The following is a 26785-nucleotide window of genomic DNA, read 5'->3' on the forward strand; positions in this document are numbered from 1 at the left end:
TGAACAGAGATGAGTTCGGACAGTCAGTGTAGTTTCCCGCCGATTTGGTGATAATGAGGGCAAATCTCAAATCACTTTTACACACAGGTAATAATGTTCGGCTGGGAAGGGATCTGTGAATTTGTCAGCGTGGCGGAGCAGGGGGGCTTTACCCCGGCGGCGCGCAAGCTGGGGGTGTCGGTGGCGCAGGTCAGCCGTCAGGTGGCACAGCTGGAGGATCGGCTGCAGGCCAAGCTGCTGCTGCGCACCACCCGTCAGGTGCGGCTCACCGAGCTTGGCGAGATCTACTATCGCCACTGCCGTCAGCTGCTCGACAACCTCTACGAGGCGGAGCTGGCGGTGGGGCGTCATCAGGCGGTGCCGCAAGGGTCGCTGCGCATTACGGCCCCCGTCTCCTACGGCGAGAGCCGCATCGCCCCGCTGGTGAACGACTTCATGGTGCGTTTCCCCCAGTTGGAGGTGACTCTCAACCTCACCAACCAGCTGCTGGATCTGGTGCACGAAGGCTACGATCTGGCGCTTCGGCTCGGCCACCTCAAGGATTCGACGCTGGTGGCGCGCAAGCTGGCGCAGCGGGTGCCCTATGTCTGCGCCTCACCGGCCTACACCGCCCGCCACGGCATGCCCAACAGCCTTTCCGAGCTGACCCGCCACACCTGTCTGGTGGGCAACAGCGACGAGTGGCACTTCACTCTGGATGGTCGCCCCCACAGCGTGCGGGTGCGCGGCCTGTTGCAGTGCAACAGCGGCCACGCCCTGCTGGATGCGGCGCTCAAGGGGATCGGCATCATCCAGCTGCCGGACTACTACGTGAGCGACCATCTGGCCCGAGGCGAATTGATCGAGCTGCTGCCCGAACTGCGGGCCCCGGCGGAGGGGATCTGGGCTCTCTATCCCCATAACCGCCACCTCTCCCCCAAGGTGCGGCTGCTGGTGGACTACCTCGCCGAATGGCTGAGCGACCCTCACCAACCGGCGCTGGTGATGCCGATAGGCTAGGGTGTTCCCCGCCCGTTGACTCACCGGTGGTGGGCGACAGGTGCGATGGCTGGAAAATAAAAGAGCCCTTGAGGAATCAAGGGCTCTTTTGCAGGCAACAACCGGATAGTCAGCGACCCATCACTCGATGTTCTGGATCTGCTCGCGCATCTGCTCGATGAGGACTTTCAGCTCGACGGCGGACTGGGTCACTTCGGCGTTGATCGACTTCGAACCGAGGGTGTTAGACTCGCGGTTGAACTCCTGCATCATGAAGTCGAGGCGACGGCCACAGGCGCCACCCTTCTTCATGATCTTGTTGGTCTCGCTGATGTGCATCTCCAGACGATCCAGCTCTTCGGCCACGTCGATCTTCTGGGCCAGCAGCACGATCTCCTGTTCGATGCGGGCTGGATCCAGCTCCACCTTGGCTTCGGCCAGACGGTCGGTGAGCTTCTGGCGCTGCCACTCGATGATCTGCGGCAGGTGGACGCGTACCTTCTTCACTTCCACCTGAATACCGGCAAGGCGCTGTTCGATCAGCGCCTTGAGGTTGGCCCCCTCGCTGGCGCGGGAGGCGAGGAAATCTTCCATGGTCTGGTCAAAACCGCCGAGCAGCTCGGTGGCGACCGCGTCCATGTCCTGCTCGGCGGCAGCCATGACGCCCGGCCAGCGCAGTACGTCGACCGGGTTGAGCTGGCCCTGACCCGCCTCTTTCATTACCCAGCTGGCGCTGTCGATGATGAGCTTGGCCAGCTCTTCATTGATATGGAGTTGGCTGGCAGCGGCCTGAGCGGCCTCGAAGCGCAGGTTGCACTCCACCTTGCCGCGCTGCAATTTGGCGCGGAAACGCTCACGCAGAACCGGTTCCAGGCTGCGCAGTTGCTCCGGCAGGCGAATGTAGGTCTCCAGATAACGCTGGTTGACCGAACGAATTTCCCAAACGGCTGTGCCCCAGTCGCCCTTGAATTCCTTGCGGGCGTAGGCGGTCATGCTGTGAATCATTGATTGTTCCGGGCTTGATGAAGTGTGCGGTCAGTATACTCAGCCCGGCCCTGCTCGTCAGCCGATGCCGTGGTTTTAGCGGCTGATATTTGGGGCGGGATCACTTATAATCCCCCGCCAATTTGAGCCAGCCCAGAGGTCCGTCCCATGTCACGTCCAAGCGATCGCAGTGCCGCGCAGCTTCGCCCGGTTACCATTACCCGCAATTTCACCAAACATGCAGAAGGCTCAGTGCTGGTGGAGTTCGGTAACACTCGCGTGCTCTGCACCGCCAGCGTCGACACCAGCGTTCCGCGCTTCCTGAAAGGGAAGAACCAGGGCTGGGTCACCGCCGAATACGGCATGCTGCCGCGCTCCACCCACTCCCGGATGAACCGCGAAGCGGCCTCCGGCAAGCAGAGTGGCCGTACTCTGGAGATCTCCCGGCTGATAGCCCGCTCCCTGCGTGCCGCGGTAGACCTGACTGCGCTGGGCGAGCACTCCATCACTGTTGACTGTGACGTGCTGCAAGCCGATGGCGGCACCCGCACCGCTTCCATTACCGGTGCCTGCGTGGCGCTGGTGGATGCGCTGAACTGGATGGTCGAGAAGGGCATGATCAAGCAGAGCCCGCTCAAGCAGATGATCGCCGCCGTCTCCGTCGGCATGTATCAGGGCGAAGCCATCTGCGATCTGGAGTACATCGAAGACTCCGCCGCCGAGACCGATATGAACGTGGTGATGACCGAAGATGGTCGCATCATCGAGGTGCAGGGCACCGCGGAGGCCGAGCCCTTCACCCATGAAGAGTTGCTGGAGATGCTGGCGCTCGCCAAGGGCGGCATTGCCGACATCATTGCGCTGCAGAAGCAGTCGCTCTCCTGATACCAGGACCTGTTGATGTTTCGGCACAAGTCGCGTTGCAGTGTCAAAGGATGCCAGGCTAGGCGCAGGATGCCGCCAATGGTTATTCCCTTGGCAAGTCCTGCAACAACGCATGGCATCCTTTGCCACGCAACCCGTAGGGACGGGGCGGTTTTTGTGCATAACGTCGTTATTCGATGCCTCGTTTGGATTACCAAACTTCGCATCTCATGCCTAGTTCTGCGCAAAAACCGACTCCGTCGCGGCTGTGACGAAGCGTCAACAGATCCTGCAAACGCGGCATTGACCGCGTTTTTTTATACCCCCACACAAGACAACGACAAGCCAAGCAAGGAGCCAGAATGAAAGCCTACCAGCGTCAATTTATCGAGTTCGCCCTGGAGAAACAGGTCCTCAAATTCGGTGAATTTACCCTGAAATCCGGTCGTAAAAGCCCCTACTTCTTCAACGCCGGTCTGTTCAACAGCGGCCGCGATCTAGCCCGTCTCGGCCGCTTCTATGCCGCCGCTCTGATGGATGCCGGTATCGAGTTCGATGTGCTGTTTGGCCCGGCCTACAAGGGGATCCCCATCGCCTCCGCCACTGCCGTACAGCTGGTGGAGCAGCACGATGTGGACGTGCCCTGGTGCTTCAACCGCAAGGAGGCCAAGGATCACGGCGAGGGCGGCAATCTGGTGGGCAGCCCGCTCAAAGGTCGCATCATGCTGGTGGACGATGTCATCACCGCCGGTACCGCCATCCGCGAATCCATGGATCTGATCCAGGCCAATGGCGCCTCGCTGGCGGGCGTGCTGATCGCGCTGGACCGTCAGGAGAAGGGCAAGGGCGAGCTCTCCGCCATTCAGGAGGTGGAGCGTGACTACGGCGCCCACATCATCGCCATCATCCAGATGAGCGACCTGATTGCCTATCTGGAAGAGAAGCAGGCCGAGCAGCCGGAGCTGGCGGCGCAATTGGCTGCCATGAAGGCTTACCGCGCCCAGTACGGTATCTGAACTCCGCTCACACCGCGCAATAGCTGAATGCGGTGCCCGTTTGTTCTCTGGCAGCAAACGGGCGCCGTTTTTTCATCTGCAAAAAGGGGATCATGTGGCTTGAGCTTGCCCTTACAGTAAAGGTTAGGGTTTGCCAGTCGGCGTTTTGTGGTGCCGATAGGTTCCGGGGAGGAACAACATGACCACTCATCTTCAATCACCCACTCATCTTCAATCACCCATTCATCTGCAGTTGCCGCTCAGCGGCATGAGCTGCGCCAACTGCGCAGGCCGCATCGCGACCAGCCTCAACAAACTCGACGGGGTATCGGCCACAGTCAACTTCGCGCTGGAGCAGGCGGCCATCGAGCTGGCCAGCCCCGATCGCCTGTCTGCGGTGCTCGACAGCATCAAGAGTCAGGGTTACGACTACGGCAGCGAGACCTTTTTGTTTCAAATTACCGGTATGACTTGTGCCGGTTGTTCGGCTCGACTGAACAAGATGCTGGCCGCGCTGCCCGGCGTTATCTCGGCCGAGGTCAACTTCTCCATCGAACAGGCCCGCATCGTGCTGGTCCCCGGGATGCAGACGCCAGCCGCTTTGCGCGAGCAGATCGAGGCGCTTGGCTTTGGCGCCCAACTGGCACAGGGTTCGGCCAGCGGCCGCCGCCAGCAGTTGCTGGAGCGGGAAGCGCAGGAGGCCGCCACTGCCCGTCAGGCGCAGATCCGGGTCATCGTCTCGGCGTTGCTGACCTTGCCACTGTTGGTGGGGATGCTGGCCATGGCCGGACTGTTCCCTTGGCATCTGCCCGCCTGGCTCGAGCTGCTGCTCGCCACCCCGGTGCAGTTCTGGATCGGGGCCCGTTTCTATCGCGGCGCCTGGCTTGCCATCAAGAACCGCGCAGCCAATATGGATGTGCTGGTGGCAACCGGTACCAGCGCCGCCTACTTCTACAGCCTCTATCTGCTGCTGACGTTGGGGATGGCCGCCAGCGGCAAGCTCTATTTCGAGGCGAGCGCCATCATCATTACCCTGATCTCCCTCGGCAAGTTGCTGGAGGCACGGGCCAGACGCAGCACCCAGTCCGCCATTCGCGAACTGATGGAGCTGCGGCCGGAAACCGCCACCGTCTGGCGTGGCGAGAACTGGCAAAGCGTCGCCATCGACGAGGTGCTGCGCGGTGATCGGCTGCGGGTGCTGGTGGGTGAGCGGGTGCCGGTGGACGGCAAAATCGTGAGCGGCGCCAGCGAGCTGGACGAGTCGATCCTCACCGGCGAGAGCCTGCCGGTACCGCGCAGTGTGGGCGACAAGGTGCTGGGTGGCGCCATCAACCGCTCCGGCGTGCTGGAAATTGAAGCCACTACCGTGGGAGAGGACTCCAGCCTCAGCAAGATCATCGCGCTGGTGGAGAGCGCCCAGATGGGCAAGGCCCCACTGCAACAGCTGGTGGACAAGGTTTCCGCCGTGTTCGTGCCGGTGGTGATGGCCATCGCCCTGTTCACCCTGCTGGTGTGGTACGCCATCAGCAACGACTTCGGTCAGGCGCTGCTGGCAGCGGTGGCGGTGCTGGTGATCGCCTGCCCCTGTGCGCTGGGGCTGGCAACCCCGGCGGCCATCGTCACCGGTACCGGCGTCGCGGCGCGCCACGGCATTCTGATCAAGGATGTCGATACCCTGCAGAAGGCCCACGCCATCAAGGCGCTTATCTTCGACAAGACAGGCACTTTGACCCAAGGCAAGCCCGTGCTGGCGAGCTGGAGCGGCAATGACGAGCAGTTGCATCTGGCCGCCGCCCTGCAGCAGGCGAGCGAACACCCGCTGGCGCTGGCGATGCGCGAGGCGGTCGGCAGCGGGGTGGCACTGCCTCAGCCCGACGCGGTCGAGGTGCGGGTCGGTGCCGGCATAGTCGGTCAGGTGGCGGGCCACAGTGTCGCCATCGGCAATGGTTCCCTGCTGGCCCAGCTCGGCATTGATCAGCCGCAACAGGATGAACAAGCCGCCGATGGGGCGACCCGGGTCTGGGTCGCTATCGACGGCGTGGTAGCGGGGATCGCGGCGCTGGCCGATACCCTGCGCCCCGAGAGCCCGGAAGCCATCGCCACCCTGCGCCAGCGCGGTATCGCCAGCTGGCTGGTGAGTGGCGATGCACCTGCTCCCGTGGCCCATATCGCCGCCAAGCTGGGGCTGGACGGAGCCTTTGACTCCGTGCTGCCAGCGGGCAAGGTGGAGAAAGTGGAGGCGCTGCGGGCGCAAACCCGCGGGCTGGTGGCCATGGTGGGGGATGGAGTGAACGATGCCCCGGCGCTGGCGGCGGCGGACGTCGGTATCGCCATGGGCTCCGGCTCCGATGTGGCGATGGAGACAGCTTCCATCACCCTGATGCGCTCCGACCCGCGGTTGGTGGCCGATGCCATCGACATCTCGGCGGCGACCTGGCGCACCATACAGCAGAATCTGTTCTGGGCCTTCGTGTTCAACATCATCGGTATTCCGCTGGCGGCACTGGGCTACCTGAGCCCCGAGCTGGCTGGGGCGGCCATGGCCCTGAGCAGCATCACTGTTTTGAGTAATTCCCTGTTATTGAAACGCTGGCAGCCCAGGGCGGCGCACGGGCCAGCATCCAACCCGATCAGTAAGGAGGCATAAATGAACATCAGCAAGGTTGCCAAGGCCACTGGGCTGACCGCCAAGACCATCCGTTATTACGAGAGTATTGGCCTCATCACAGCCCCGGTACGCAGTGACAACGGCTATCGCAGTTACACCGAGGGGGCGTTGCGGGAGTTGCGTTTCGTCAAGCGGGCGCGGGAGACCGGCTTCAATCTGGAGGAGTGTCAGGAGCTGCTGGCGCTCTACCGTGACGAACACAGAACCAGTGCCCAGGTGAAGAAGCTGGCGCAGGAGAAGATCGTCGATCTGCGCGCCCGCATCGCCGGGCTGCAGGCCATGCTTACCTCCCTGGAAGGGCTGGTCTGCTGCTGCCACGGGGATGAAAATCCCGAGTGCCCGATCCTCGACGAATTGGAGAAGGGGTGAGCAAGGACTCACCTGCCAGCGCAGAAGAAATCGTTATTGATTGATTAACTTCTTAATAAGCGGCGCTTTATTGTTGCGGGTCAGGGGGTAATGGTAGACTGCTCGGCTCTTGTACAGGAGTACTCAGTTGACCCAGAGTGTGACACGCCAGGTTAAGCAGGCCATTATGGCCCAGCTCTATACCCATGCATCGTTCAGTCTCCCCTGTTTGGGCGTGTTGGCATTTGGCTGGAGTCTGCTGTTTCACGACTATCTACCCGCCATCGAAGCGCTCGGTTGGCTGGCAGGCACTTTTCTGTGGCTGCTGGGTCGGGGCTGGCACTTGCGCTGGCGCCGAGCCCGCCTGCACCAGACTCCGTTGCCGGTGCTGGAGCGGGAGCTCTTTATCGGAGCCACCATCACCTCCATCATCTGGGCTCTCGGGGTGCTACTCTACATGGACAAGCTGCCCGATACCTACCGGGCCGCCATGATGATGCTCTCCAGCCTCATTCTTACCGGCAGCGCCATCATGCTGTTTGGCAGCCGCCGTACCCTCTATGGTTCCGCCCTGCCGCTGGGCATGGCGATGCTGTTCGAGCTGGGCAATGGCAACGAGCAGGAGCGGATTGTCTCCTGCATGCTGGCGGGCTATCTGTTTGTCTTTCTGCCGACCCTGTTGCGCCGGATGCGGCGGGATCAGATCGCCTCGCTCCACCACCGTTTCTCCAACGCCGAGCTGGTGGCCGAACTGAAGGCGGTCTCCGAGCATTTGCGCCTCACCTCTCGCCTCGACGGCCTGACCGGCATCGCCAACCGCGCCCATCTCGACGACTCTCTGGAGCGGGCCTGGCGGCGCTGCCATCGCGCCCGGGCGCCGTTGTCGCTGGTGCTGGTGGATGTGGATTACTTCAAGCAGTTCAACGATCTCTACGGCCATCAGCTGGGGGATGACTGCCTGCAACAGGTGGCTGGCTTGCTGGCCGAGGTGGAGCGGCGCGAGGATGATCTGGCGGCCCGTTACGGGGGCGAAGAGTTCGCCTTGCTGCTGCCCTGCACCGGCATGCAGGGGGCATTGCAGGTGGCGGACAATGTGCGGCAGGCGCTCAAGGAGCTGGCCATCCCGCACCAGAAGTCACTGGTCTCCGGTCGGGTCACATGCAGTTTTGGTGTTGCGACACTGATACCGGACAACAGCATGAAAATCGCCGATTTGATCCAAAAAGCGGATGCGGCCCTGTATCAGGCCAAGCATAATGGGCGGGATCGAATCGAAGTAGCCTTGATGGGTAAGGTTGCCTGAATTTAACGTGACAGATTAAAGAGGTTGTCTATGCAATGTCATCGTATCGAAGAGCTGCTGGAGTTGTTGCAGCCTGCCTGGATCAAGGAACAGGATCTCAGCCTGGTGCAGTTTGTTGCCAAACTGGCCCAAGAAGCGGGATTTGAAGGGCCTCTGTCCGAGCTGACCGACGACATGCTGATCTATCACCTCAAGATGCGGGAATCCGACAAGCAGGCGATGATCCCCGGTCTGGCCAAGGATCATGTGCCCGATTTCAAAGAGGCACTGCTCAAGGCTCGCGGAATCAAGTGAATCTTTAGCGGAAGCGCATCACCCTGGGGTGATGCGCTTTTTTGTTGCTGAAAATTGCGATCCAACCCCAATATTAGATACATCTAATCCACACAATTAGCATGCTGTTTAAGATATAATCCGCTCCATAACAAATAAGGGAGCGATGTCTTGCAATGGCCGACCACGATAAAATCGATATCAAGGACGTCACCGACAAGGGCGTAACCGGGACCTTCAACCCCAATACGTTCAAAGCCAGCGACGACAGATTCAACCCGGGCAACCGCATCTATGTGCGGGCCCAGAAAGGGTATTGGCAGCGGATGCGCAAGGCCATGGGCTGGTTCTTTGTGGCGCTGTTCGTGCTGCTGCCCTGGCTGCGTTACGACGGGCGACAGGCGGTGCTGTTCGACCTCGGTCACCAGCAGTTCCATATCTTTGGCGCCACCATCTGGCCGCAGGATCTGACCCTGCTCGCCTGGCTCTTCATGATCGCCGCCTTCGGACTCTTCTTTATTACCACCTTCCTTGGCCGGGTCTGGTGTGGCTATCTCTGCCCACAGACGGTCTGGACCTTCATGTTCATCTGGTTTGAAGAGAAGCTGGAAGGGCCCGCCAACAAGCGGCGCAAGCTGGACGAGGCGCCCTGGAGCGGCGGGAAGCTGGCTCGCAAGGGAGCCAAGCATCTGGCCTGGCTGGCGATCTCGCTGGTAACCGGCCTGACCTTCGTCGCCTACTTCCAGGATGTAACTGAACTGGTGCCGGATCTCTTCACCCTTCAGGCCAGCGGATGGGTGCTGTTCTGGGTGCTCTTCTTCACCATCATCACCTACGGCAACGCTGGCTGGATGCGTGCCATCATGTGTATCCACATGTGCCCCTATGCCCGCTTCCAGTCCGCCATGTTCGACAAGGACACCTTCATCGTCGGCTATGACACCAAGCGTGGCGAGACCCGTGGCGCCCGTTCCCGCAAGGCGGATCCCAAGGCGATGGGGCTGGGCGACTGTATCGACTGCGATCTCTGCGTGCAGGTCTGCCCGACCGGTATCGATATTCGCGACGGCCTGCAGTACGAGTGCATCAACTGCGGCGCCTGCGTTGATGCCTGCGACCAGACCATGGAGCGGATGGGCTACCCGAAAGGGCTCATCAGTTACACCACCGAGCACAAGCTGGCCAACGACTCCACCCATGTGGCGCGGCCCAAGTTGATCGGTTACGGGCTGGTGATGGCGGTGATGCTGGGGGTGTTTGTCTACAACGCCATGTCCATCATGCCGATGGGGCTCGATATCCTGCGGGATCGCAACCAGCTGTTCCGCGAAAACAGCGAGGGGCTGATTGAGAACACCTACACCCTCAAGATCCTCAACAAGACCCTGCAGTCCCAGACCTACCAGCTGGATGTGGAGGGCTTGCCCGAGTATCAGTGGTTCGGCCCCCGTGAAGTGACCCTGAAGGCGGGCGAGATCTACACCCTGCCGGTCAGCCTGGCGGTCGATCCCTACAACCTGAAACGGCCGGCGCTGGATATCCAGTTCGTGCTGAAACGGGAGGGTGCGGCGCCCGATGACAGCAAGGGCAACCTGCGCCAGGGCAGCAAGTTTATCAGCCGGTTGTAACTGCGTGTGGCTGCGGGCCGGGCGTGACACCAGTCCGGTCACCAACGAGTACGGCAATGCCGGTCAGTAGTGATAGAATGGGGCGCAACGGCGCCCCTTTCTTATGGTGGATGACATGCGTTTCAACTATTCCGACCTCAATCCCGACCTCATCATGGATGCGCTCGATCTCAGTGGCCTGCGGCTCGACTCCGGCCTTATCGAGCTCAACAGCTACGAAAACCGGGTCTATCAGTTTCAGGATGAGGATCGTCGCCGCTATGTGGTGAAGTTCTACCGTCCCGGCCGCTGGAGCCGGGTCCAGATCCTCGAGGAGCACGAGTTTGCCACCCGCCTTGCAGAGGCGGAGATCCCGGTCGCCGCACCGCTCGCCTTCGCGGGCGAGACCCTGCTGGAGCACGAGGGCTACCCCTTTGCTATCTGGCAGAGCGTCGGTGGCCGCCAGTTCGAAGTGGATAATCTCGATCAACTGGAGTGGGTGGGGCGTTTCCTCGGCCGCATTCATCAGATCGGCGCCAGCAAGCCGTTTCACCATCGGGTGCGGCTCGATGTGGAGAGTATGCTGCATGAACCGCGTCAGCTGCTGGCGTCTGGCGAATGGCTGCCAAGCGGGCTGGCGAAGCAATTCTTCGGGGTGCTGGACGAGCTGATTAAACATGTCAGCGACGCCATGACCCTTGATGTGGCGCAGATCTCCCTGCATGGCGATTGCCACCCGGGCAACATCCTGTGGCGCGATGGCCCCATGTTTGTCGACCTCGATGATTGCCGTACCGGCCCCGCGATTCAGGATCTCTGGATGATGCTGAGCGGCGAGCGCCACGAGCAGCAGATCCAGCTCGACACCCTGCTGGCGGGCTACGAGGAGTTTATGGAGTTCGACTCGCGGGAGCTGGCGCTGATCGAGCCGCTGCGGGCGATGCGCATCGTTCACTACATGGCGTGGCTGGCGCGGCGCTGGGAAGATCCCGCCTTCCCCCGTCACTTCCCCTGGTTCAATACCGATCACTACTGGCGCCAGCAGATTGCGACACTGCACGATCAGCTGGAGGCACTCAAGGCGCCGCCGTTGAGTCTGATGCCAAACTGGTGAAATAGAAGGGATCTTGCGCGGCAAGGGGGACTCGATCTCCGGCCCTGACCATTGACGTCAGCATGGCGAAACAATAGGCTTGGCACTGCTTCGGTTCGCCGGGCGTGCCTCACAGTGATCCCTTAACAGGAAACATCATGAAAAAAGTTCTATTTTTCCTTGCTGCCATGCTGATGATCCCCATGGTTCACGCCGCCCCCGAGTTCAAGGAAGGCGTCAACTACGATGTGGTCAAACAGACTGGCAGTGCCCAGCCGGAAGTGATGGAGTTTTTCTCCTACTACTGCCCGCACTGCGCTACCTTCGAACCGATCGTTGAACAGTTGAAGGCTGGGTTGCCAGAGGGTGTGCCCCTCAAGAAGAACCCGGTTGCCTTCCTCGGTCGCGAAATGGGCCCCGAGATGCAGCGTGCCTACGCCGTTGCCAGCCTGCTAAATGCCGAAGCCAAGCTGACTCCTGCCATCTTCACCAAGATCCACACCCAGCGTCAGCCGCCGATGAGCCGTGACGATGTGAAGAAGATCTTCGTGGACAACGGCGTACCGGCTGAAGAGTTCGACGGTGCCGTCGACAGCTTCGCCGTCTCCGGCATGGTCTCCCAGTTCGATCGCAACACCGAGAGCTACAACATTCGCGGTGTACCGGCCTTCCTGGTGAACGGCAAGTACATGGTGAAGATTGAATCCATCACCTCTCAAGAGCAGTTCAACAAGCTGGTGCAGTTCCTGCTGGCCAAGAAAGACTGATACCCCTTGAGTCGATAAAAAGCCCGCCGGTGTGAACCGGCGGGCTTTTTGTTTTCTGGCAATCTGGCAGGTCAGACCCCGACGTGGAACGCCTGTTTGAGGTTGCGGATAAACTCCGCATCCCGGCAGAGGGTCTTGCCCGGGCTATCGGAGATCTTGGCAACCGGGCCGCCATTGCACTCGATCAGCTTGAAGACGATGTTCATCGGGCTGACGCCGGGCAGATCGCAGGTGAGCTTGGTGCCTATGCCGAAGCTGGTATTGATGCGGCCACGGAAGTGACGGAATAGCTGCACCGCCTTGTCGAGATTGAGCCCGTCGGAGAAGACCAGCGTTTTGTCAGTAGGGTCGATGCCGAGGCGCTGATAGTGGCTGATCGCCTTCTCGCCCCACACTACGGGATCGCCGGAGTCGTGGCGCAAGCCCTGATAGCTGCTGGCCAGCTCGAAGTCGAAGTCCCGCAGGAAGGCATCCATGGTGATGCAGTCGGTCAGGGCGATGCCGAGATGGTCGGTGAACTCGTCCAGCCAGCTGGTGAGGGCAGCGCGCTGGCTGTGCTCCAGCGGGAAGCCGAGCTGCTGGTGCGCCTGGAACCACTCATGGGCCTGGGTACCGACCGCGGGCAGCTTGTACTTCTGGGCCAGCATGTAGTTACTGGTGCCGCGAAACGCCGGCAGCCGCTCCTTGAGGCGACCCACTACCGCATCCTGTACCGCGTGAGAGAAGCGGCGGCGGGTGCCGAAGTCGATGAGGTTAAACTCGCTCATCTCGTCGCTGCTCAGCTCCTTCTCCAGCTTGTCGATCTTCTGATCGAGCCGCTCCAGCGCGTGGCTGACGCCGAACTGGGGGTAGCGGAAGCGGTTGCGCATCTCGCTGATGATGGCGAGCACCGGGATCTCCCACAGGATCACATCCTGCCAGGGGCCCTCGACCCGCACATTGATGCGGCCATCCTGCTCGAACACCTTGAGCAGGGAGGCGTCGAGCGGCTTGCGGCGCAGGTGGTCGAGGTAGTCAGGGGTGAAGAAGGGACGCTCGGCCAGAAAATCGAGCTCTGGCCTGGTCAGTCGCAGGGAACCGGCGAGGCGCAGTTGCTCCTCGATCTGCCCCATCATGGGCAGCAGATCCTCTTCATTGCGGCTGTGAAACTCGGCCACCACCTCGGCATCCGGATAGCGATGGAACACCGCCTGCTGCATATGCAGTTTGTAGGCATCGGTGTCGAGCAGGCTGGTGAGGATTGGGGGCATATCAGGCTCCTCGCAGACTGGTGAGCACGATGGAGCTCCCCTGCCACATATGTAACGTGCAGGCATTGGTGTCGAGCAGGCTGGTAAGAATCGGTGGCATATCAGGCGTCCAGCAGGCGTTGTACATCGATCAGGGTCTGGGCCAGTTCGGCCCCTGCCTCGATCATCTGGGTGTGGGCGCTGGCAACCGTCGCGGGGGCGATGCCACGACAGGCATCGAGATGGACGATCACCCGGAAACCGGCGCGGCGCAGTTGCAGCACGCTGGTTTTGACACAGTAGTCGGTGGCGAGGCCGCCGACCAGTACGGTATCGACCTGGCGGGCTTGCAGGAATTCGATGAGTCCGGTGCTGCGCCGTTCAGCCAGGTCGTGGAAGCAGGTGCCGTAGGGATGCAGATCCGGCTCGACCCCCTTCCAGACGAAGAAGTCATAGTCGATGGGGGCGGGCAGGCCGTCGAGCAGCTCGAAGCCCTTGCTGCCCGGTACGCAGTGAACCGGCCAGGTGAGGTCGGCGTTGGGCAGATCCAGCGGCAGCAGCATGCCTGCGGGGTCAGAAACGGCCCAGTCGGCATTGGCAGGGTGAGAGTCTTTGCTGCCGATCCGCAGCGTGGCGAGGGTGGCCTGAGCGTTTAGCGCAGCCACAATATCATCACCGCCCGCAACGGGCAGTTCGTTCGGGCAGAGGGGGGTAAAGCCCTTCTGCGCATCAATATCCAGGCTGGCGACGGTTCCCATGATTGGCTCCTGCACATACTATTCGTGTGATATTATCTACCAAACATTAATGGAAGGCGAGCAGGGCGATCGGCATGCTGAGAATGAGTCTGGATATGGTGGTGCTGCGGTTGCATGAGGAGCGGCTCGAGCTACTGCTCGAGACCCGCGATCGCCCCCCCTTTGCCCACTGCTGGCAACTGCCGGCGCTGTGCATCGACGAGACCCAGGATCGGGATCTGGATGCCGCCCAGCGCCGTCTGCTGGCGGAGTGGGGGCTCGGTCACTGCTACAGCGAGCAGGTCTGCACCCTCGGCAATCTGGAGCGGGATCCCCGCGGCTGGTCCACGACCCTGGTCTATCTCTGTCTGGTCGATCCGGAAGTGGAAGCGATCCACGGTTGCTGGCATCCGCTCGCCAACCTGCCGGGGCTGAGCCTCGCCTTCGACCATGTTCAGCTCATCGCCAAGGGGTTGGAGCGGCTGCGGATCAAGAGCCGCTACAGCACCCTGCCGCTGCAACTGCTGGGGCCCGAGTTCACCCTCTCCGAGGTGCAGCGCGCCTTCGAAATCATCCTGCAAACACCCATGAATACGGCGGCATTTCGCAAGCGGATCCATCGCGCCAACATTCTGGTAGATACCGGCCGTAAGCGCACCGGCAAACAGCGCCCCGCCATTCTCTATCGGCTGGAGAGCCCCTGCTGCGTGATGTTCGATCAGGTGATGCACGGAGCGGAAGCATGAGTGAGACCGGCGTGCACAAGGTGCTGGTGAGTGCCTGCTTGCTGGGTCAGCCGGTGCGTTACGACGGTCAGAGCAAGGGGATTGTCAGCGACTGGCTGAGTGCGCTGGGTGCCGAGGGGCGGGCGCTGGCCTTCTGCCCCGAAGTGGCGGGCGGTCTGCCGACCCCGCGTCCTCCCGCCGAGCGGCAGGGCGAGCGTGTAGTGACGGCGAGCGGGCTGGATGTGACTGAAGAGTTTGATCGCGGCGCCGAGCTGGCGTTGGCTATTTGTCAGGCGCAGGGCATTCGCTTTGCGCTGCTGAAAGAGGGGAGCCCCTCATGTGGCAGCGGCCGTATCTATAACGGCCGCTTTGAGGGCATTTCTGTGGCGGGCGAGGGCAAGACCACCGCCCTGCTGCGCCGCCACGGGATTGCCGTTTTTTCCGAAGATCAGTTGGTCGAGTTGGCTTCTGCGCTCTCTTTGGATTCCTCCCCGGATTTGGCGGCAACCGGCAGCGGCGCCTGACCGCTCTGCCACCCCTCCAGCACCTCGTCCTTCTCCTGCCAGCGCTGGTTTAGCCACTCCTGAAAACCGCGCTTGAACTGCTTGTCGTTGAAGTAATCTCCTATCAGCTGTTCATTCACCGGCAGCTCCTCAATCCGCACCTGAATGCGTTTTACCCGTCCCATCAGGAAGTCCTTGAACGGGGTCTCGGCGTTGTCCGGATAGCGGATGGTGACATTGATCAGGCTGTCGAACTGTTCGCCCATGGCTGCCAGCGTAAAGGCCAGCCCCGCCGCCTTGGGCGGCATCAGGTGACGATAGCGGGAGCGGGCCGCATCCCGTTTCTGCTCGGTGAAGCGGGTTCCTTCCACGAAGTTGATGACGGTAGTGGGGATGTGGCGAAACTTCTCGCAGGCGTTGCGGGTGGTCTCGATATCCTTGCCGCGCAGGTGCGGGTTCTTCAGCAAAAACTCCCGTGAGTAGCGACGCATAAAGGGCATATCGAGCCCCCAGCAGGCGAGCCCCAACAGCGGGATATAGATCAGCTCGTGCTTCATAAAGAACTTGGGCACCGGCAGCCGGTCGCGGAACAGGTGGCCGAGCACCACGATATCGGTCCAGCTCATATGGTTGCTGATGATGAGATACCAGCCATCCTTGCGCAGCTTGGTGCTGTCCTCCACCTGCCAGTCGATGCGGGTGGTGAGGCGGATCACCAGCGCATTGCAGGCCAGCCACAGGCGCATGACGCGGTTGTTGAGGCGGCTGCAGGCGCGGCCAAAGGCCGGGATCGGCAGCAGCAGTTTGGCCAGCGACACCAGCAGGATCAGGCTGGCGCACAAGGCGGTGAAAAGGATGGTCAGGCCGGCGCTGATGATCAGCACCAGCGGGCCGGGAAGCAGGGATAGCATGAATGTTTACTGCGCCTTGGTTGCCAGCAGTTGGCTCAGGGTCTGGTCCTTTTCGTGCCAGATCCCGTTCAACCACTGTTGAAACTCTTGTTGGAACTCGGGGTCATTGAAGTAATCCCCCACCAGCTTGCGGTCGATCGGCAAATAGCGGACCTGAACCTTGATTTGCCCGACCCGGCCACACATGAAGTCCCAGTAGCTGGGGATGCCGTCCGGATAGGCGATGGTGACATCCACCAGTTGATGCAACTGATCACCCATAGCGGCCAGAGTAAAGGCGATGCCCCCCGCTTTCGGGAGCAGCAGATGACGATAGGGCGAGCCCTGCTTCTGATGCTTGCTGCCGGTGAAGCGGGTGCCTTCGACGAAGTTCATCACACTCACCGGAATGTGGCGGAACCTGGCACAGGCCTTACGGGTCGTTTCAATGTCTTTTCCCTTCAGATGGGGATGTTTTTCCAGAAATTTTCTGGAATATCGCCGCATGAAGGGGAAGTCGAGCGCCCACCATGCCAGACCGAGAAAAGGTACCCAAATCAGCTCTTTCTTGAGGAAAAACTTCAGGAAGGGGATTTTTTGGTTAAAAACCCGCTGCAGTACCAGTATGTCGACCCAGGATTGATGGTTGGCAATCACCATATACCACTCATTCCGGCGCCCTTTGTCCACTCCGACCACCTCGAAAGGGGTTTTGATGATGGTTTTCTGGATCAGATTGTTGAAACCGATCCAGCAGCTGGCACAGCCATCGAGCAGCCAGTTGCAGAGGGTGCGCCACCCCTTGAGGGGGAGCAGGAGCTTGAGCAGACCCAGCGAGAAGATGGGGACAAACCAGAAGAGGGTGTTGAAAAAATAGAGCAGGGTGGAGAGGCTGCCGCGCAGTCGCTCTGTCAGCTTGTTGGGCATGAGTCGGGTCCGTCTTGCTGTCGATAAAGGGCCATCAAGTGGTCAGATCTGTGGCCATAATATCAGCCGATTGCCTGCGAGACCATTCAGAGCCGTTACGGGGTTGGACTCACCCTTTCCCTTCTGTCAGCTGCTGCGCAGTCGCGACAGCAGCCGGTCCATGGCCCTGTAACCGAGCGCCTCGATAAGATGCTCCTTGCCGATGGCGGGTTGCCCGGCCAGATCGGCGATGGTGCGTGACACCCGCAGGATGCGATGCCAGGCCCGGATGCTGAGCCCCAGCTTCTGGATGGCGTTCTCCAAAAATTCGGCATCTTGCGGTGATAAGCGGCAAATATCCTCTATCTCACGGCTATCCAGCAGGTTGTTGAGCTTGCCGTTGCGACTCAGCATGCGCTCTCTCGCCACCAGCACCCGATCGCGGATCTGCTGGCTAGACTCCCCCCGCTCCGCCTTGCCGGTCAGACTCCCCTTGGGCAGCAGCGGCACCTCCACCGTCAGGTCGAAGCGGTCGAGAAAGGGGCCGGAGAGTTTGCCGAGGTAGCGCAGGATCTGATCCGGGCTGGAGCGGGTCTGGCCGTCGCCATAGTGGCCGCAGGGGCTGGGATTCATGGCGCCCACCAGCTGGAAGCGAGCGGGAAAATCCACCTGGCGGGCGGCCCGGCTGATGGTGATGTGGCCCGTCTCCAGCGGCTCACGCAGGGAGTCGAGCACCTTGCGCTCGAATTCGGGCAATTCATCCAGAAACAGCACCCCGTTGTGGGCCAGCGAAATTTCGCCGGGCCGCGGGTGGCTGCCACCGCCCACCAGCGCCACCGCTGAGGCACTGTGGTGGGGCGTGCGATAGGGTCTGTGGTGCCAGTGACCGGCGCGCGGGGTGAGGCCGCCGATGGAGTGGATGGCGGCGGTCTGCTGCGCTTCCTGCTCGCTCAGCGGTGGCAAGATGCCGGGCAAGCGGCTGGCCAGCATGCTCTTGCCGGTGCCGGGCGGGCCGATGAACAGCAGGTTGTGGCTGCCGGCGGCGGCGATCTCCAGCGCCCGCTTGGCCTGAGACTGACCAATCACATCCTGCAGATCCGGTACATCGGGCAGGCTCTCCGAGCTTTGTGGATCCGGTAGCGGCAGTTCGTACTGACCGGTCAGCCAGGCGGTAACGGCCAGCAACTGGTGGGCGGTGCGCACCTCGGCATCCTGAATGAGAGAGGCTTCCGGGCCGTTCTCTCGCGGTACCAGCAGGGTGCGCCCCGCATCCCGGCAGGCGAGCACGGCGGGCAGCACCCCGAGCACGGGGCGAATTTCGCCGGTCAGAGCCAACTCCCCCAAAAATTCATGATCGAGCAGGTATTTTGCCGGTATCTGCTTGGAAGCGGCAAGAATACCGATGGCGATTGCCAGATCGAAACGGCCTCCCTCCTTGGGCAGATCGGCGGGGGCCAGATTGACGGTGATGTGTTTACTCGGGAACTCGAAATTGCCGTTGAGCAGGGCGCTGCGGACCCGATCTCGCGACTCCTTCACCGAGGTTTCCGGCAGGCCGACCATGTTGAAGGCGGGCAGGCCGTTGGAGAGGTGAACTTCCACTGTAACTTGCGGGGCCGCGATCCCGAGGCTGGCACGGCTATAAACCACAGCTAATGACATAAATCCCGTCCTTGAGTTGATATATGTTCTGACTAACTGCTTGTTGTTGGCTTTTTATTCCAGAGTTCCGGCTGGGGAATAGCCAAAATCAGTGGGTTGTCACAGAAAAAAGGCTTGCCCAATAAAAATCACCGTGCTAGTTCTAATAGCCATTCGCGGTAGAAACCGCCCCAATTTCACAGGATTTCCGGTTGTAACTATGAACATGGCCTCCCGTTTCGTCAGCATTATTGTGGTCCTAGTGGTGATTATTATCTCACCGCTCGGGGCTCGTTTAGCTGCACGGAACAAGGGATAGACCCACCACCGGACAGAACGAAACAAGCGACCCCCGAGCCTCACAGCTCGGGGGTTTTTTTTCGACCAAAGGACAGGATTTTCCACATGAACGGCGCGCAGTTTTTGGTACAGGCTCTCAAGAAACAGGGTGTGACCCAGGTGTTTGGTTACCCGGGCGGGGCCATCATGCCGGTCTACGATGCCCTGTATGACGGTGGTCTGGCCCATCAGCTCTGCCGCCACGAGCAGGGTGCCGCCATGGCGGCGGTGGGCTACGCCCGCGCCTCCGGTCAGGTGGGGGTCTGCATCGCCACCTCCGGCCCCGGCGCTACCAATCTGGTAACCGGTCTGGCGGAGGCGCTGCTCGACTCGGTGCCGCTGGTGGCCATCAGCGGTCAGGTGCCCTGTTCCGCCATCGGCACCGATGCGTTTCAGGAGGTCGACGTGCTCGGCATGTCCCTCTCCTGTACCAAACACTCCTTCATGGTGACCGATGCCGCCGATCTGGGGCGGGTGCTGGCAGAAGCTTTCGCTATTGCCACCGAAGGGCGCCCCGGACCTGTGCTGATCGATCTCCCCAAGGATGTGCAACTTGCTGCAGTGCCGCCCCAGAGCCCGCTGTTTGCAGTGGAAGAGCCGGAGGTGCTCAACCCCTCGGAGTTGGCCGCAGCCCGCACTCTGATCGCTGCTGCCGAGCGCCCGGTACTCTACGTCGGTGGCGGTGTAGGCATGGCCAATGCCGAGCAGCAGTTGCGCAACTTTGCTGCCGCCACCGGCATGCCTGCGGTCACCACTCTCAAGGGGATTGGCGCGCTCGACCCCGACAGTCCTGTTTATCTGGGTATGCTCGGCATGCACGGCACCAAGGCGGCCAACTATGCGGTGCAGCAGTGCGATCTGTTGCTGGTGGTGGGCGCCCGTTTCGATGACAGGGTGACCGGCAAGCTGGAGGAGTTCGCCCCTGAAGCCAAGGTGATCCATCTCGATGTGGATGCTGCCGAGTTCGGCAAGCGCCGCGCTGCCGAGGTGGGTATCACCACGGATCTCAAACAGGTGCTGCCGCGCCTCGCCATGACTCTCGACATCGCCCCCTGGCGTGAACACTGCGCCGCCATGGCCCGCGAGTATGCGTTTCGCTACGACCACCCGGGTCAGGCCATCTACGCCCCGGCCCTGCTCAAGCAGCTCTCTGCCCGGCTGCCGGAGAGCAGCGTGGTGGCCTGCGATGTGGGTCAGCACCAGATGTGGGTCGCCCAGCACATGCGCTTCACCAGCCCGCGCAACCACCTCTCCAGTGCCGGTCTCGGCACCATGGGCTTTGGTCTGCCCGCCGCCATCGGCGCCAAGATGTCGCGCCCGGAGGATGAAGTGGTGCTGGTGAGCGGTGACGGCTCTTTCATGATGAATGTGCAGGAGCTTGGCACCATCCGCCGGGCCCAGCTCAAGGTGAAGATGGTGCTGCTGGATAACCAGCGCCTCGGCATGGTGCGCCAGTGGCAGGAACTGTTCTTCGACGGCCGCTATAGCGAGACCATCCTCTCCGACAACCCCGATTTCGTCGCGCTGGCTGCCGCTTTCGGCATTCCGGGCGAGACCATCACATGCAAGGAACAGATAGCCGGTGCCCTCGATCGCCTGCTGGCAAGCGAGAGTGCCTACCTGCTGCATGTGGCCATTTCAGAGGAAGAAAACGTCTGGCCCCTGGTTCCGCCGGGAGTCGCCAACCACCAGATGATGGAGCAACGCCCATGAACCCGCACACCCTTGCACAGCCCGCATTTGCACAGCACACCCTGCATATCCATGCCCAGCCCAGACCCGAAGTGATGGAGCGGGTGTTGCGGGTGGTGCGCCACCGCGGCTTCAATCTCTGCGCCCTCAACATGGAGCAGGATTGCCAACAGCTGCGGATCACGGTTACTGTCGAGTCGGTGCGTCCCATCCAGCAGTTGTGGAGCCAGCTGGTTAAGCTGGTGGACGTCTCCCGGGTCGATGCACTGGAACAGCAACCCCGGATCAGAGCTTAAGGAGCCAAGCCAATGTCACAGCCTTCCCAATCCGCCACTCATCCCCAATACATCTGGTTCAACGGCAAACTGGTGCCCTGGCAGGATGCCCAGGTGCACGTGATGAGCCACGCCCTGCACTACGGCTCCTCGGTGTTTGAGGGTGTGCGTGCCTACGATACCCCCAAAGGCACCTGCATCTTCCGTTTACAGGAGCACACCCGCCGCCTGTTCGACTCCGCCAAGATCTACTGGATGGACGTCCCCTACAGAGAGTCCGACGTGAATGAAGCCTGCCGCACCGTGGTGCGCGAGAACGGCCTGAAGAGCGGCTATCTGCGCCCGCTGGCCTTTGTCGGCAACGTGGGGCTGGGGCTGCATCCGCCGCTGGATGCCAAGGCTGACCTGATGGTGGCCGCCCTGCCGTGGGGCGCCTATCTGGGGGAAGAGGGACTGAAAAACGGAGTGGATGTCTGTGTCACCTCGTGGAACCGGCTCGCTCCCAACACCATCCCCACCGGCGCCAAGGCGGGTGGTAACTATTTGTCCTCCCAGCTGATCAGCCGCGAGGCCAAGCGCAACGGCTTCGCCGAGGGGCTGGCGCTGGATGTGAACGGCTACCTGAGCGAAGGCGCGGGGGAGAACCTGTTCCTGGTGAAGAACGGCGTACTGTTCACCCCGCCCGCTACCGCCGCCATCCTGCCCGGCATCACCCGCGACACCATCATGACGCTGGCCCGCGATCTCGGTTATGAGGTGCGCGAGCAGGCACTGCCCCGTGAGGCGCTCTATGTTGCAGACGAGATCTTCATGACCGGCACCGCCGCCGAGGTGACCCCGGTGCGCTCCGTCGATCGGATGAAGGTGGGCGCTGGCAGCCGTGGCCCGGTGACCGAGCAGCTGCAGAATGCCTTCTTCGGCCTGTTCAATGGCCAGACCGAAGACAAGTGGGGCTGGCTGACGCCCGTCAACGACTGATAAGAGAGGGGAGGCGTCATGCCTCCCCGAGTCGCTTCCGGTGAGGGTGCCTGGCGGTGCCTTCACCAGGATCGATTCCGATCCACTCGTATCATCACTGCATAACGCATCGAGCCCATATGGGCATTCAGGGAGTAGAGACATGCCGAAGTTGAGATCCGCCACCACCACCCACGGACGTAACATGGCCGGGGCCCGCGCCCTGTGGCGTGCCACCGGAATGACCGATCAGGATTTCGGCAAACCCATCATCGCCGTGGTCAACTCCTTCACCCAGTTCGTACCGGGTCACGTCCACCTCAAGGATCTGGGCCAGCTGGTGGTGCGCGAGATTGAAGCTGCCGGCGGGGTGGCCAAGGAGTTCAACACCATCGCCGTAGATGACGGCATCGCCATGGGCCACGGCGGCATGCTCTACTCCCTGCCATCGCGCGAGCTGATTGCCGATTCGGTGGAGTACATGGTCAACGCCCACTGCGCCGACGCCATGGTCTGTATCTCCAACTGCGACAAGATCACCCCGGGGATGCTGATGGCGGCCCTGCGTATCAATATCCCGGTGATCTTCGTCTCCGGCGGCCCGATGGAAGCGGGCAAGACCAAGCTGTCGGATCAGATCATCAAGCTGGATCTGGTGGATGCCATGATCCAGGGCGCCGACCCCAAGGTGTCGGATTCCCAGAGCGAACAGGTTGAGCGCAGTGCCTGCCCTACTTGCGGCTCCTGCTCCGGCATGTTTACCGCCAACTCCATGAACTGCCTGACCGAGGCGCTCGGCCTCTCCCAGCCGGGCAATGGCTCCATGCTGGCGACTCACGCCGATCGCGAGCAGCTGTTCAAGCTGGCGGGTCAGCGCATCGTGACTTTGGCCAAGCGCTGGTATGAGCAGGACGATGCCTCGGCACTGCCGCGCAATATTGCCACCAAGGCGGCGTTCGAGAACGCCATGGCGCTGGACATCGCCATGGGCGGATCCACCAATACCGTGCTGCACCTGTTGGCTGCGGCGCAGGAGGCGGGCGTCGACTTCACCATGGCCGATATCGACCGCATGTCGCGCAAGGTGCCGCAACTGTGCAAGGTGGCACCCTCCACCCAGAAGTACCATATGGAAGATGTGCACCGCGCCGGCGGCGTGGTCGCCATTCTGGGCCAGCTGGAAAAAGCGGGTCTGGTGCATGGGGATACCCGTACCGTGCTGGGTTGCTCTCTCGTCGAGCAGCTCGATGAATATGACGTCAGCCGCCAGCCGAGTCAGGAGGTGGTGGACTTCTACCGAGCTGGTCCGGCCGGCATCCGCACCACCAAGGCGTTCAGTCAGGATTGTCGCTGGCCAGAGCTGGATCTGGACCGCGCCGAAGGGTGCATCCGCTCGCTGGACAACGCTTACAGCCAGGAGGGCGGCCTGGCGGTGCTCTCTGGCAACCTCGCGGTCAACGGCGCCATCGTCAAGACTGCCGGGGTGGATGAGGAGAACCTCACCTTCCGTGGCCCGGCACGGGTGTTCGAGAGTCAGGAGAGCGCGGTGAGCGGCATCCTCGACGGCACCGTGAAAGCAGGCGAAGTAGTGGTGATCCGCTACGAAGGGCCGAAAGGAGGACCGGGCATGCAGGAGATGCTCTACCCCACCACCTATCTGAAATCCATGGGATTGGGCAAGGCGTGCGCCCTGATCACCGATGGCCGTTTCTCCGGCGGTACTTCGGGTCTCTCCATTGGCCACGTCTCGCCGGAGGCCGCTTCCGGCGGCACCATAGGTCTGGTGGAGGATGGCGATATCATCAGCATCAATATCCCGGCCCGCAGCATGGTGCTGGAGGTGGCCGACAGCGTGCTGGCTGCCCGCCGCGTCGCCGTGGAAGCCCGTGGCTGGAAGCCGCTCGATCGTCAGCGTCAGGTCTCCTTTGCCCTGCGCGCCTACGCCATGTTCGCCACCAGCGCCGATAAAGGCGCGGTTCGCGACCGCTCGATGCTGGGGGAATAAATCATGGTTTCTGCGGCGGATTATCTACGCAAGGTGTTGCTCTCTCCCGTCTATGAGGTGGCGCGAGTCACCCCTTTGCAAACACTGAAGAAACTCTCCGAGCGGCTCGGCAACCATGTCAGCCTGAAGCGGGAGGATCTGCAACCGGTCCACTCCTTCAAGCTGCGCGGGGCCTACCACAAGATCGCTACCCTGACCGAGGAGCAGAAGGCGCGCGGCGTTATCGCCGCCTCTGCTGGCAACCACGCGCAGGGGGTCGCCCTGTCGGCCGCCAAGCTCGGCATCAAGGCGATCATCGTGATGCCCAAGACCACGCCGGACATCAAGATCGACGCGGTACGCCGGCAGGGCGGCAACGTCATGCTGTTTGGCAACAGCTTCGATGAGGCTTATGGCGAGAGTCGCCGCCTAGCCGAGTTGGAGGGCTACACCCTGATCCCGCCGTTTGACGACGTCGAGGTGATCGCCGGGCAGGGCACCATCGGCAAGGAGCTGCTGGAGCAGGATACCCATCTCACCCACGTCTTCGTGCCGGTGGGCGGCGGCGGACTGGCCGCCGGGGTTGCGGTCTACATCAAGCAGCTGCTGCCGGATGTGAAGGTGATCGGGGTGGAGGCGGAGGGGTCCGCCTGTCTCAAGGCGGCCATGGCAGCTGGCGAGCCGGTCAATCTGGAGCGGGTTTCGCTGTTTGCTGACGGGGTGGCGGTCAAGCGCATCGGCGAAGAGACCTTCTGCCTCTGCAATCAGTATCTGGACGAGGTGGTGACCGTCTCCAACGACCAGATCTGCGCCGCGCTGAAAGATATCTTCGATGACTGCCGCGCCATTGCCGAGCCGTCGGGCGCCCTGTCTCTGGCGGGCCTCAAGGCCTACAGCGAGCGGGAGCAGGTGAAAGGGGGGCGGATGGCGGCTATTTTGTCCGGCGCCAACGTCAACTTCCACAGCCTGCGCTACGTGTCGGAGCGCTGCGAGATCGGCGAGAAGCGCGAGGGCATGCTGGCGGTGACCATTCCCGAGCGCAAGGGGGCCTTCCTCGACTTCTGCCGTCAGCTCGGGCCCCGCATGGTGACCGAGTTCAACTATCGCTATGCGGACGCGGAGCAAGCGTCGCTGTTCGTCTCGGTGCGCCTCACCGGTGGTGACGAGGAGCTGGGCCAGATCATCGATCAGCTCGGTGGCAACGGCTACCCGGTGGTCAACATGACCGAGAGCGAGCTGGCCAAGAATCATGTGCGTTACATGATTGGCGGCCGCCCGGCCCGGCCCCTTGGTGAACGTCTCTACAGCTTCAAGTTCCCGGAGCAGCCTGGCGCCCTGATGCGTTTCCTCGAGACCCTGGGCTGTCGCTGGAACATCAGCCTGTTCCACTACCGCAACCACGGTGCCGACTACGGCCGCGTGCTCTGCGCCTTCGAGCTGCCGGACGAGGACGTAGCAGCCTTCCACGACTACCTGCGCGAGATTGGCTACGGCTGGAAAGAGGTGAGCGACGACCCCGCCTACCGGCTGTTCCTGGCCAGTTGATCAAGGGGGGCTTCAACAACTTATCAGGAGGGAGGCATTATGCCTCCCTTTTCTATTGCTGCGTGCGGATAGGTCCACTCCGTACGACGCAAGGTCATGGTTTAACTGGCAAAACAGTGTGAATAGGTACACAGGTGATTTTTACGCCGGATATTGCTGGCAAGCTCACACTCCTGATGGCTTGGTCATTTGAGGCTGCGTTCGGATGGGATACCCTGAATATCGGAGAGGCCGCCTGACGGCTTCACACAGGGAAAGTGCGCACTCAGGCGCCCATAACGACTTATTGCAGAGGCGAAAATATGAATAAATCCATGCTTGCCGTATTGGTCAGTGGTTTGCTGGCGGCCGGAGCCGTGCAGGCCGCCGCTCAGGACAATACCTGGTATGTCGGTGGCAAGGCCGGTTGGTCCAATTACTATGGCGTTGATTACAACCAACAAGTTAAGGATGTAGTCGATTTTGTATCACCCAGTGATAAACAAAGTGATCTCGGTTTGGGTGGTTTTGTCGGCTATCAGCTTAATCAGAACTTGGGTTTTGAGTTGGGTTATGACTGGCTTGGTAAGTATCAGCTTGATAAAACTGCGTCCTTGGGAACCCTGTCTGCCGGGTTGCACGGTGAAGCTAAAGCACAAATGATACAGGCCACCATGAAGATTAGTTTCCCTGCTATATCTGTATTGGATGTCTATGGTCGCTTGGGCGGCGCGTATGCCTGGACTGAGAGCTCTTATTCTGGTTGGTATAAAGATTCCGCTACCCCAGCCAACGATGTGTCATTTGACAATAATGGACACAAATACCATGGCGCTGCGTTTGTTGGTGCACTTGGTGTTGAATATGCCATCGACAAAGACTGGGCTGCTCGCCTTGAATACCAATACACCACCCCGTTGGGCAGTACATCTGAAGATCGTTCCGGTATAGAGATGGATAATGGTCTGCTCTCTGTTGGCATGCTCTATCGCTTCGGTCAGCAAGGTGGCGAGGTCGTAGCACCGGCGCCCGCTCCGGCCGCCGAACCGGCACCTGTAGCCGTGGTTGAGCCCAAGACCTTCAGTCTGAGTTCCGATGTGCTGTTCGAGTTCAACAAGGCGACCCTGAAGCCGGCTGCCAATCAGGCGCTCGATGCCCTGTTCAGCCAGATTGTGGCGGCCAATCCGAAAGATGGCGTCGCAACTGTCATCGGTTATACCGACCGCATCGGCTCCGACAACTACAACCTGGCCCTCTCCGAGAAGCGGGCCCAGAGTGTGGCCAGCTATCTGGTATCCAAAGGCTTGTATGCCGACAAGGTACGGGTCGAGGGGCGTGGCAAGTCCAATCCGGTCACTGGCAATAGCTGTGCCAGCCGCTCCAAGCAAGAGCTGATCGCCTGTCTGGCACCGGATCGCCGGGTGGAAATCCATCTGGAAGGGGTTTCCCAGCCTGTCCAATAAGCAGAGCGACGGGAGCAATAAATGTAAAAACGGGAGGCTT

Annotated in this window: 24 protein-coding genes; 18 read left to right on the plus strand and 6 right to left on the minus strand. The window is 61.3% G+C overall.

The window, feature by feature from the left end:
* The first annotated feature begins 93 nt into the window (after nucleotides 1-93).
* On the plus strand, nucleotides 94-999 hold the full coding sequence (locus tag ACTG2S_RS02370) for a LysR substrate-binding domain-containing protein (RefSeq protein WP_439981935.1): 906 nt from the start codon (nucleotides 94-96) through the stop codon (nucleotides 997-999).
* A 120-nt stretch (nucleotides 1000-1119) separates the two neighbouring features.
* On the opposite strand, the gene ACTG2S_RS02375 is transcribed toward ACTG2S_RS02370, so the two are convergent.
* A complete protein-coding gene (locus ACTG2S_RS02375) occupies nucleotides 1120-1983 on the minus strand; it encodes a YicC/YloC family endoribonuclease (protein ID WP_005342032.1) in 864 nt (287 codons plus the stop codon).
* A 147-nt stretch (nucleotides 1984-2130) separates the two neighbouring features.
* Between ACTG2S_RS02375 and rph the strand changes: the two genes are divergently transcribed.
* The 9 genes from rph to ACTG2S_RS02420 all read left to right on the plus strand — a co-directional run bounded on the left by rph (nucleotide 2131) and on the right by ACTG2S_RS02420 (nucleotide 11880).
* Nucleotides 2131-2847, plus strand: a complete 717-nt coding sequence (gene rph, locus ACTG2S_RS02380; RefSeq protein ID WP_005339589.1) for a ribonuclease PH — start codon at nucleotides 2131-2133, stop codon at nucleotides 2845-2847.
* A gap of 341 nt (nucleotides 2848-3188) precedes the next feature.
* Complete coding sequence (pyrE, locus tag ACTG2S_RS02385; protein ID WP_005356114.1) at nucleotides 3189-3842, plus strand: orotate phosphoribosyltransferase; 654 nt, start codon at nucleotides 3189-3191, stop codon at nucleotides 3840-3842.
* 178 nt (nucleotides 3843-4020) lie between these two features.
* A complete protein-coding gene (locus ACTG2S_RS02390) occupies nucleotides 4021-6468 on the plus strand; it encodes a heavy metal translocating P-type ATPase (RefSeq protein ID WP_274160733.1) in 2448 nt (815 codons plus the stop codon).
* Nucleotides 6469-6858: a Cu(I)-responsive transcriptional regulator gene (gene cueR / locus ACTG2S_RS02395; RefSeq protein ID WP_005356117.1), complete on the plus strand. Its 390-nt coding sequence runs from the start codon at nucleotides 6469-6471 to the stop codon at nucleotides 6856-6858. It begins immediately after the preceding gene.
* Nucleotides 6859-6985: 127 nt separating this feature from the next.
* Nucleotides 6986-8140, plus strand: a complete 1155-nt coding sequence (locus ACTG2S_RS02400; RefSeq protein ID WP_005339596.1) for a GGDEF domain-containing protein — start codon at nucleotides 6986-6988, stop codon at nucleotides 8138-8140.
* A 30-nt stretch (nucleotides 8141-8170) separates the two neighbouring features.
* The gene (locus ACTG2S_RS02405; protein WP_005339598.1) at nucleotides 8171-8434 is read left to right on the plus strand and encodes a YihD family protein; all 264 of its coding nucleotides are present in this window, start codon (nucleotides 8171-8173) and stop codon (nucleotides 8432-8434) included.
* 155 nt (nucleotides 8435-8589) lie between these two features.
* Complete coding sequence (ccoG, locus tag ACTG2S_RS02410; RefSeq protein ID WP_040067623.1) at nucleotides 8590-10041, plus strand: cytochrome c oxidase accessory protein CcoG; 1452 nt, start codon at nucleotides 8590-8592, stop codon at nucleotides 10039-10041.
* A 103-nt stretch (nucleotides 10042-10144) separates the two neighbouring features.
* The gene (locus ACTG2S_RS02415) at nucleotides 10145-11134 is read left to right on the plus strand and encodes a serine/threonine protein kinase (RefSeq protein ID WP_274160734.1); all 990 of its coding nucleotides are present in this window, start codon (nucleotides 10145-10147) and stop codon (nucleotides 11132-11134) included.
* A 137-nt stretch (nucleotides 11135-11271) separates the two neighbouring features.
* Nucleotides 11272-11880, plus strand: coding sequence for a thiol:disulfide interchange protein DsbA/DsbL (locus tag ACTG2S_RS02420; RefSeq protein ID WP_005339604.1), 609 nt, complete (start codon nucleotides 11272-11274; stop codon nucleotides 11878-11880).
* 71 nt (nucleotides 11881-11951) lie between these two features.
* On the opposite strand, the gene pncB is transcribed toward ACTG2S_RS02420, so the two are convergent.
* Together pncB and ACTG2S_RS02430 are read right to left on the minus strand one after the other, a co-directional pair.
* Complete coding sequence (pncB, locus tag ACTG2S_RS02425) at nucleotides 11952-13130, minus strand: nicotinate phosphoribosyltransferase (RefSeq protein ID WP_005342020.1); 1179 nt, start codon at nucleotides 13128-13130, stop codon at nucleotides 11952-11954.
* Nucleotides 13131-13231: 101 nt separating this feature from the next.
* Complete coding sequence (locus ACTG2S_RS02430) at nucleotides 13232-13867, minus strand: nicotinamidase (RefSeq protein WP_005356142.1); 636 nt, start codon at nucleotides 13865-13867, stop codon at nucleotides 13232-13234.
* Nucleotides 13868-13941: 74 nt separating this feature from the next.
* On the opposite strand from ACTG2S_RS02430, the gene ACTG2S_RS02435 reads away from it, so the two are divergent.
* Together ACTG2S_RS02435 and ACTG2S_RS02440 are read left to right on the plus strand one after the other, a co-directional pair.
* Nucleotides 13942-14592 (plus strand): NUDIX hydrolase, encoded by a 651-nt coding sequence (locus ACTG2S_RS02435; RefSeq protein WP_274160735.1) that lies wholly within the window; start codon nucleotides 13942-13944, stop codon nucleotides 14590-14592.
* Nucleotides 14589-15095 carry a DUF523 domain-containing protein gene (locus ACTG2S_RS02440; protein ID WP_201947295.1) on the plus strand — a complete coding sequence of 169 codons (507 nt, stop codon included), beginning with the start codon at nucleotides 14589-14591 and terminating at the stop codon, nucleotides 15093-15095. The genes ACTG2S_RS02435 and ACTG2S_RS02440 overlap by 4 nt, the downstream gene beginning before the upstream one ends.
* Here ACTG2S_RS02440 and ACTG2S_RS02445 read toward each other — a convergent pair.
* The 3 genes from ACTG2S_RS02445 to ACTG2S_RS02455 all read right to left on the minus strand — a co-directional run bounded on the left by ACTG2S_RS02445 (nucleotide 15020) and on the right by ACTG2S_RS02455 (nucleotide 18532).
* Nucleotides 15020-15985: an acyltransferase gene (locus tag ACTG2S_RS02445; RefSeq protein WP_274160736.1), complete on the minus strand. Its 966-nt coding sequence runs from the start codon at nucleotides 15983-15985 to the stop codon at nucleotides 15020-15022. The genes ACTG2S_RS02440 and ACTG2S_RS02445 overlap by 76 nt on opposite strands.
* Before the next feature lie 6 nt (nucleotides 15986-15991).
* Nucleotides 15992-16891, minus strand: coding sequence for an acyltransferase (locus ACTG2S_RS02450; RefSeq protein WP_043823224.1), 900 nt, complete (start codon nucleotides 16889-16891; stop codon nucleotides 15992-15994).
* Nucleotides 16892-17017: 126 nt separating this feature from the next.
* Entirely contained in the window at nucleotides 17018-18532 is a 1515-nt protein-coding gene (locus ACTG2S_RS02455; RefSeq protein ID WP_255911926.1) for a YifB family Mg chelatase-like AAA ATPase, read from the minus strand.
* Nucleotides 18533-18916: 384 nt separating this feature from the next.
* On the opposite strand from ACTG2S_RS02455, the gene ilvG reads away from it, so the two are divergent.
* From ilvG to ompA, 6 genes are all read left to right on the plus strand, one after another.
* On the plus strand, nucleotides 18917-20563 hold the full coding sequence (gene ilvG, locus ACTG2S_RS02460) for an acetolactate synthase 2 catalytic subunit (protein ID WP_255911928.1): 1647 nt from the start codon (nucleotides 18917-18919) through the stop codon (nucleotides 20561-20563).
* On the plus strand, nucleotides 20560-20838 hold the full coding sequence (ilvM, locus tag ACTG2S_RS02465; protein ID WP_005342011.1) for an acetolactate synthase 2 small subunit: 279 nt from the start codon (nucleotides 20560-20562) through the stop codon (nucleotides 20836-20838). Before ilvG ends, ilvM begins: the two co-directional genes overlap by 4 nt.
* A 12-nt stretch (nucleotides 20839-20850) precedes the next feature.
* Nucleotides 20851-21795, plus strand: coding sequence for a branched-chain amino acid transaminase (locus ACTG2S_RS02470; RefSeq protein ID WP_274160737.1), 945 nt, complete (start codon nucleotides 20851-20853; stop codon nucleotides 21793-21795).
* Between the two features lie 142 nt (nucleotides 21796-21937).
* Nucleotides 21938-23779 (plus strand): dihydroxy-acid dehydratase, encoded by a 1842-nt coding sequence (ilvD, locus tag ACTG2S_RS02475; protein WP_274160738.1) that lies wholly within the window; start codon nucleotides 21938-21940, stop codon nucleotides 23777-23779.
* Nucleotides 23780-23782: 3 nt separating this feature from the next.
* Complete coding sequence (ilvA, locus tag ACTG2S_RS02480; RefSeq protein ID WP_274160739.1) at nucleotides 23783-25303, plus strand: threonine ammonia-lyase, biosynthetic; 1521 nt, start codon at nucleotides 23783-23785, stop codon at nucleotides 25301-25303.
* A 302-nt stretch (nucleotides 25304-25605) separates the two neighbouring features.
* On the plus strand, nucleotides 25606-26745 hold the full coding sequence (gene ompA, locus ACTG2S_RS02485) for a porin OmpA (protein ID WP_274160740.1): 1140 nt from the start codon (nucleotides 25606-25608) through the stop codon (nucleotides 26743-26745).
* Nucleotides 26746-26785 lie beyond the last annotated feature (40 nt).

The organism is Aeromonas sp. 82P (assembly GCF_051919365.1).
GTDB classification, from domain to species: domain Bacteria; phylum Pseudomonadota; class Gammaproteobacteria; order Enterobacterales; family Aeromonadaceae; genus Aeromonas; species Aeromonas veronii.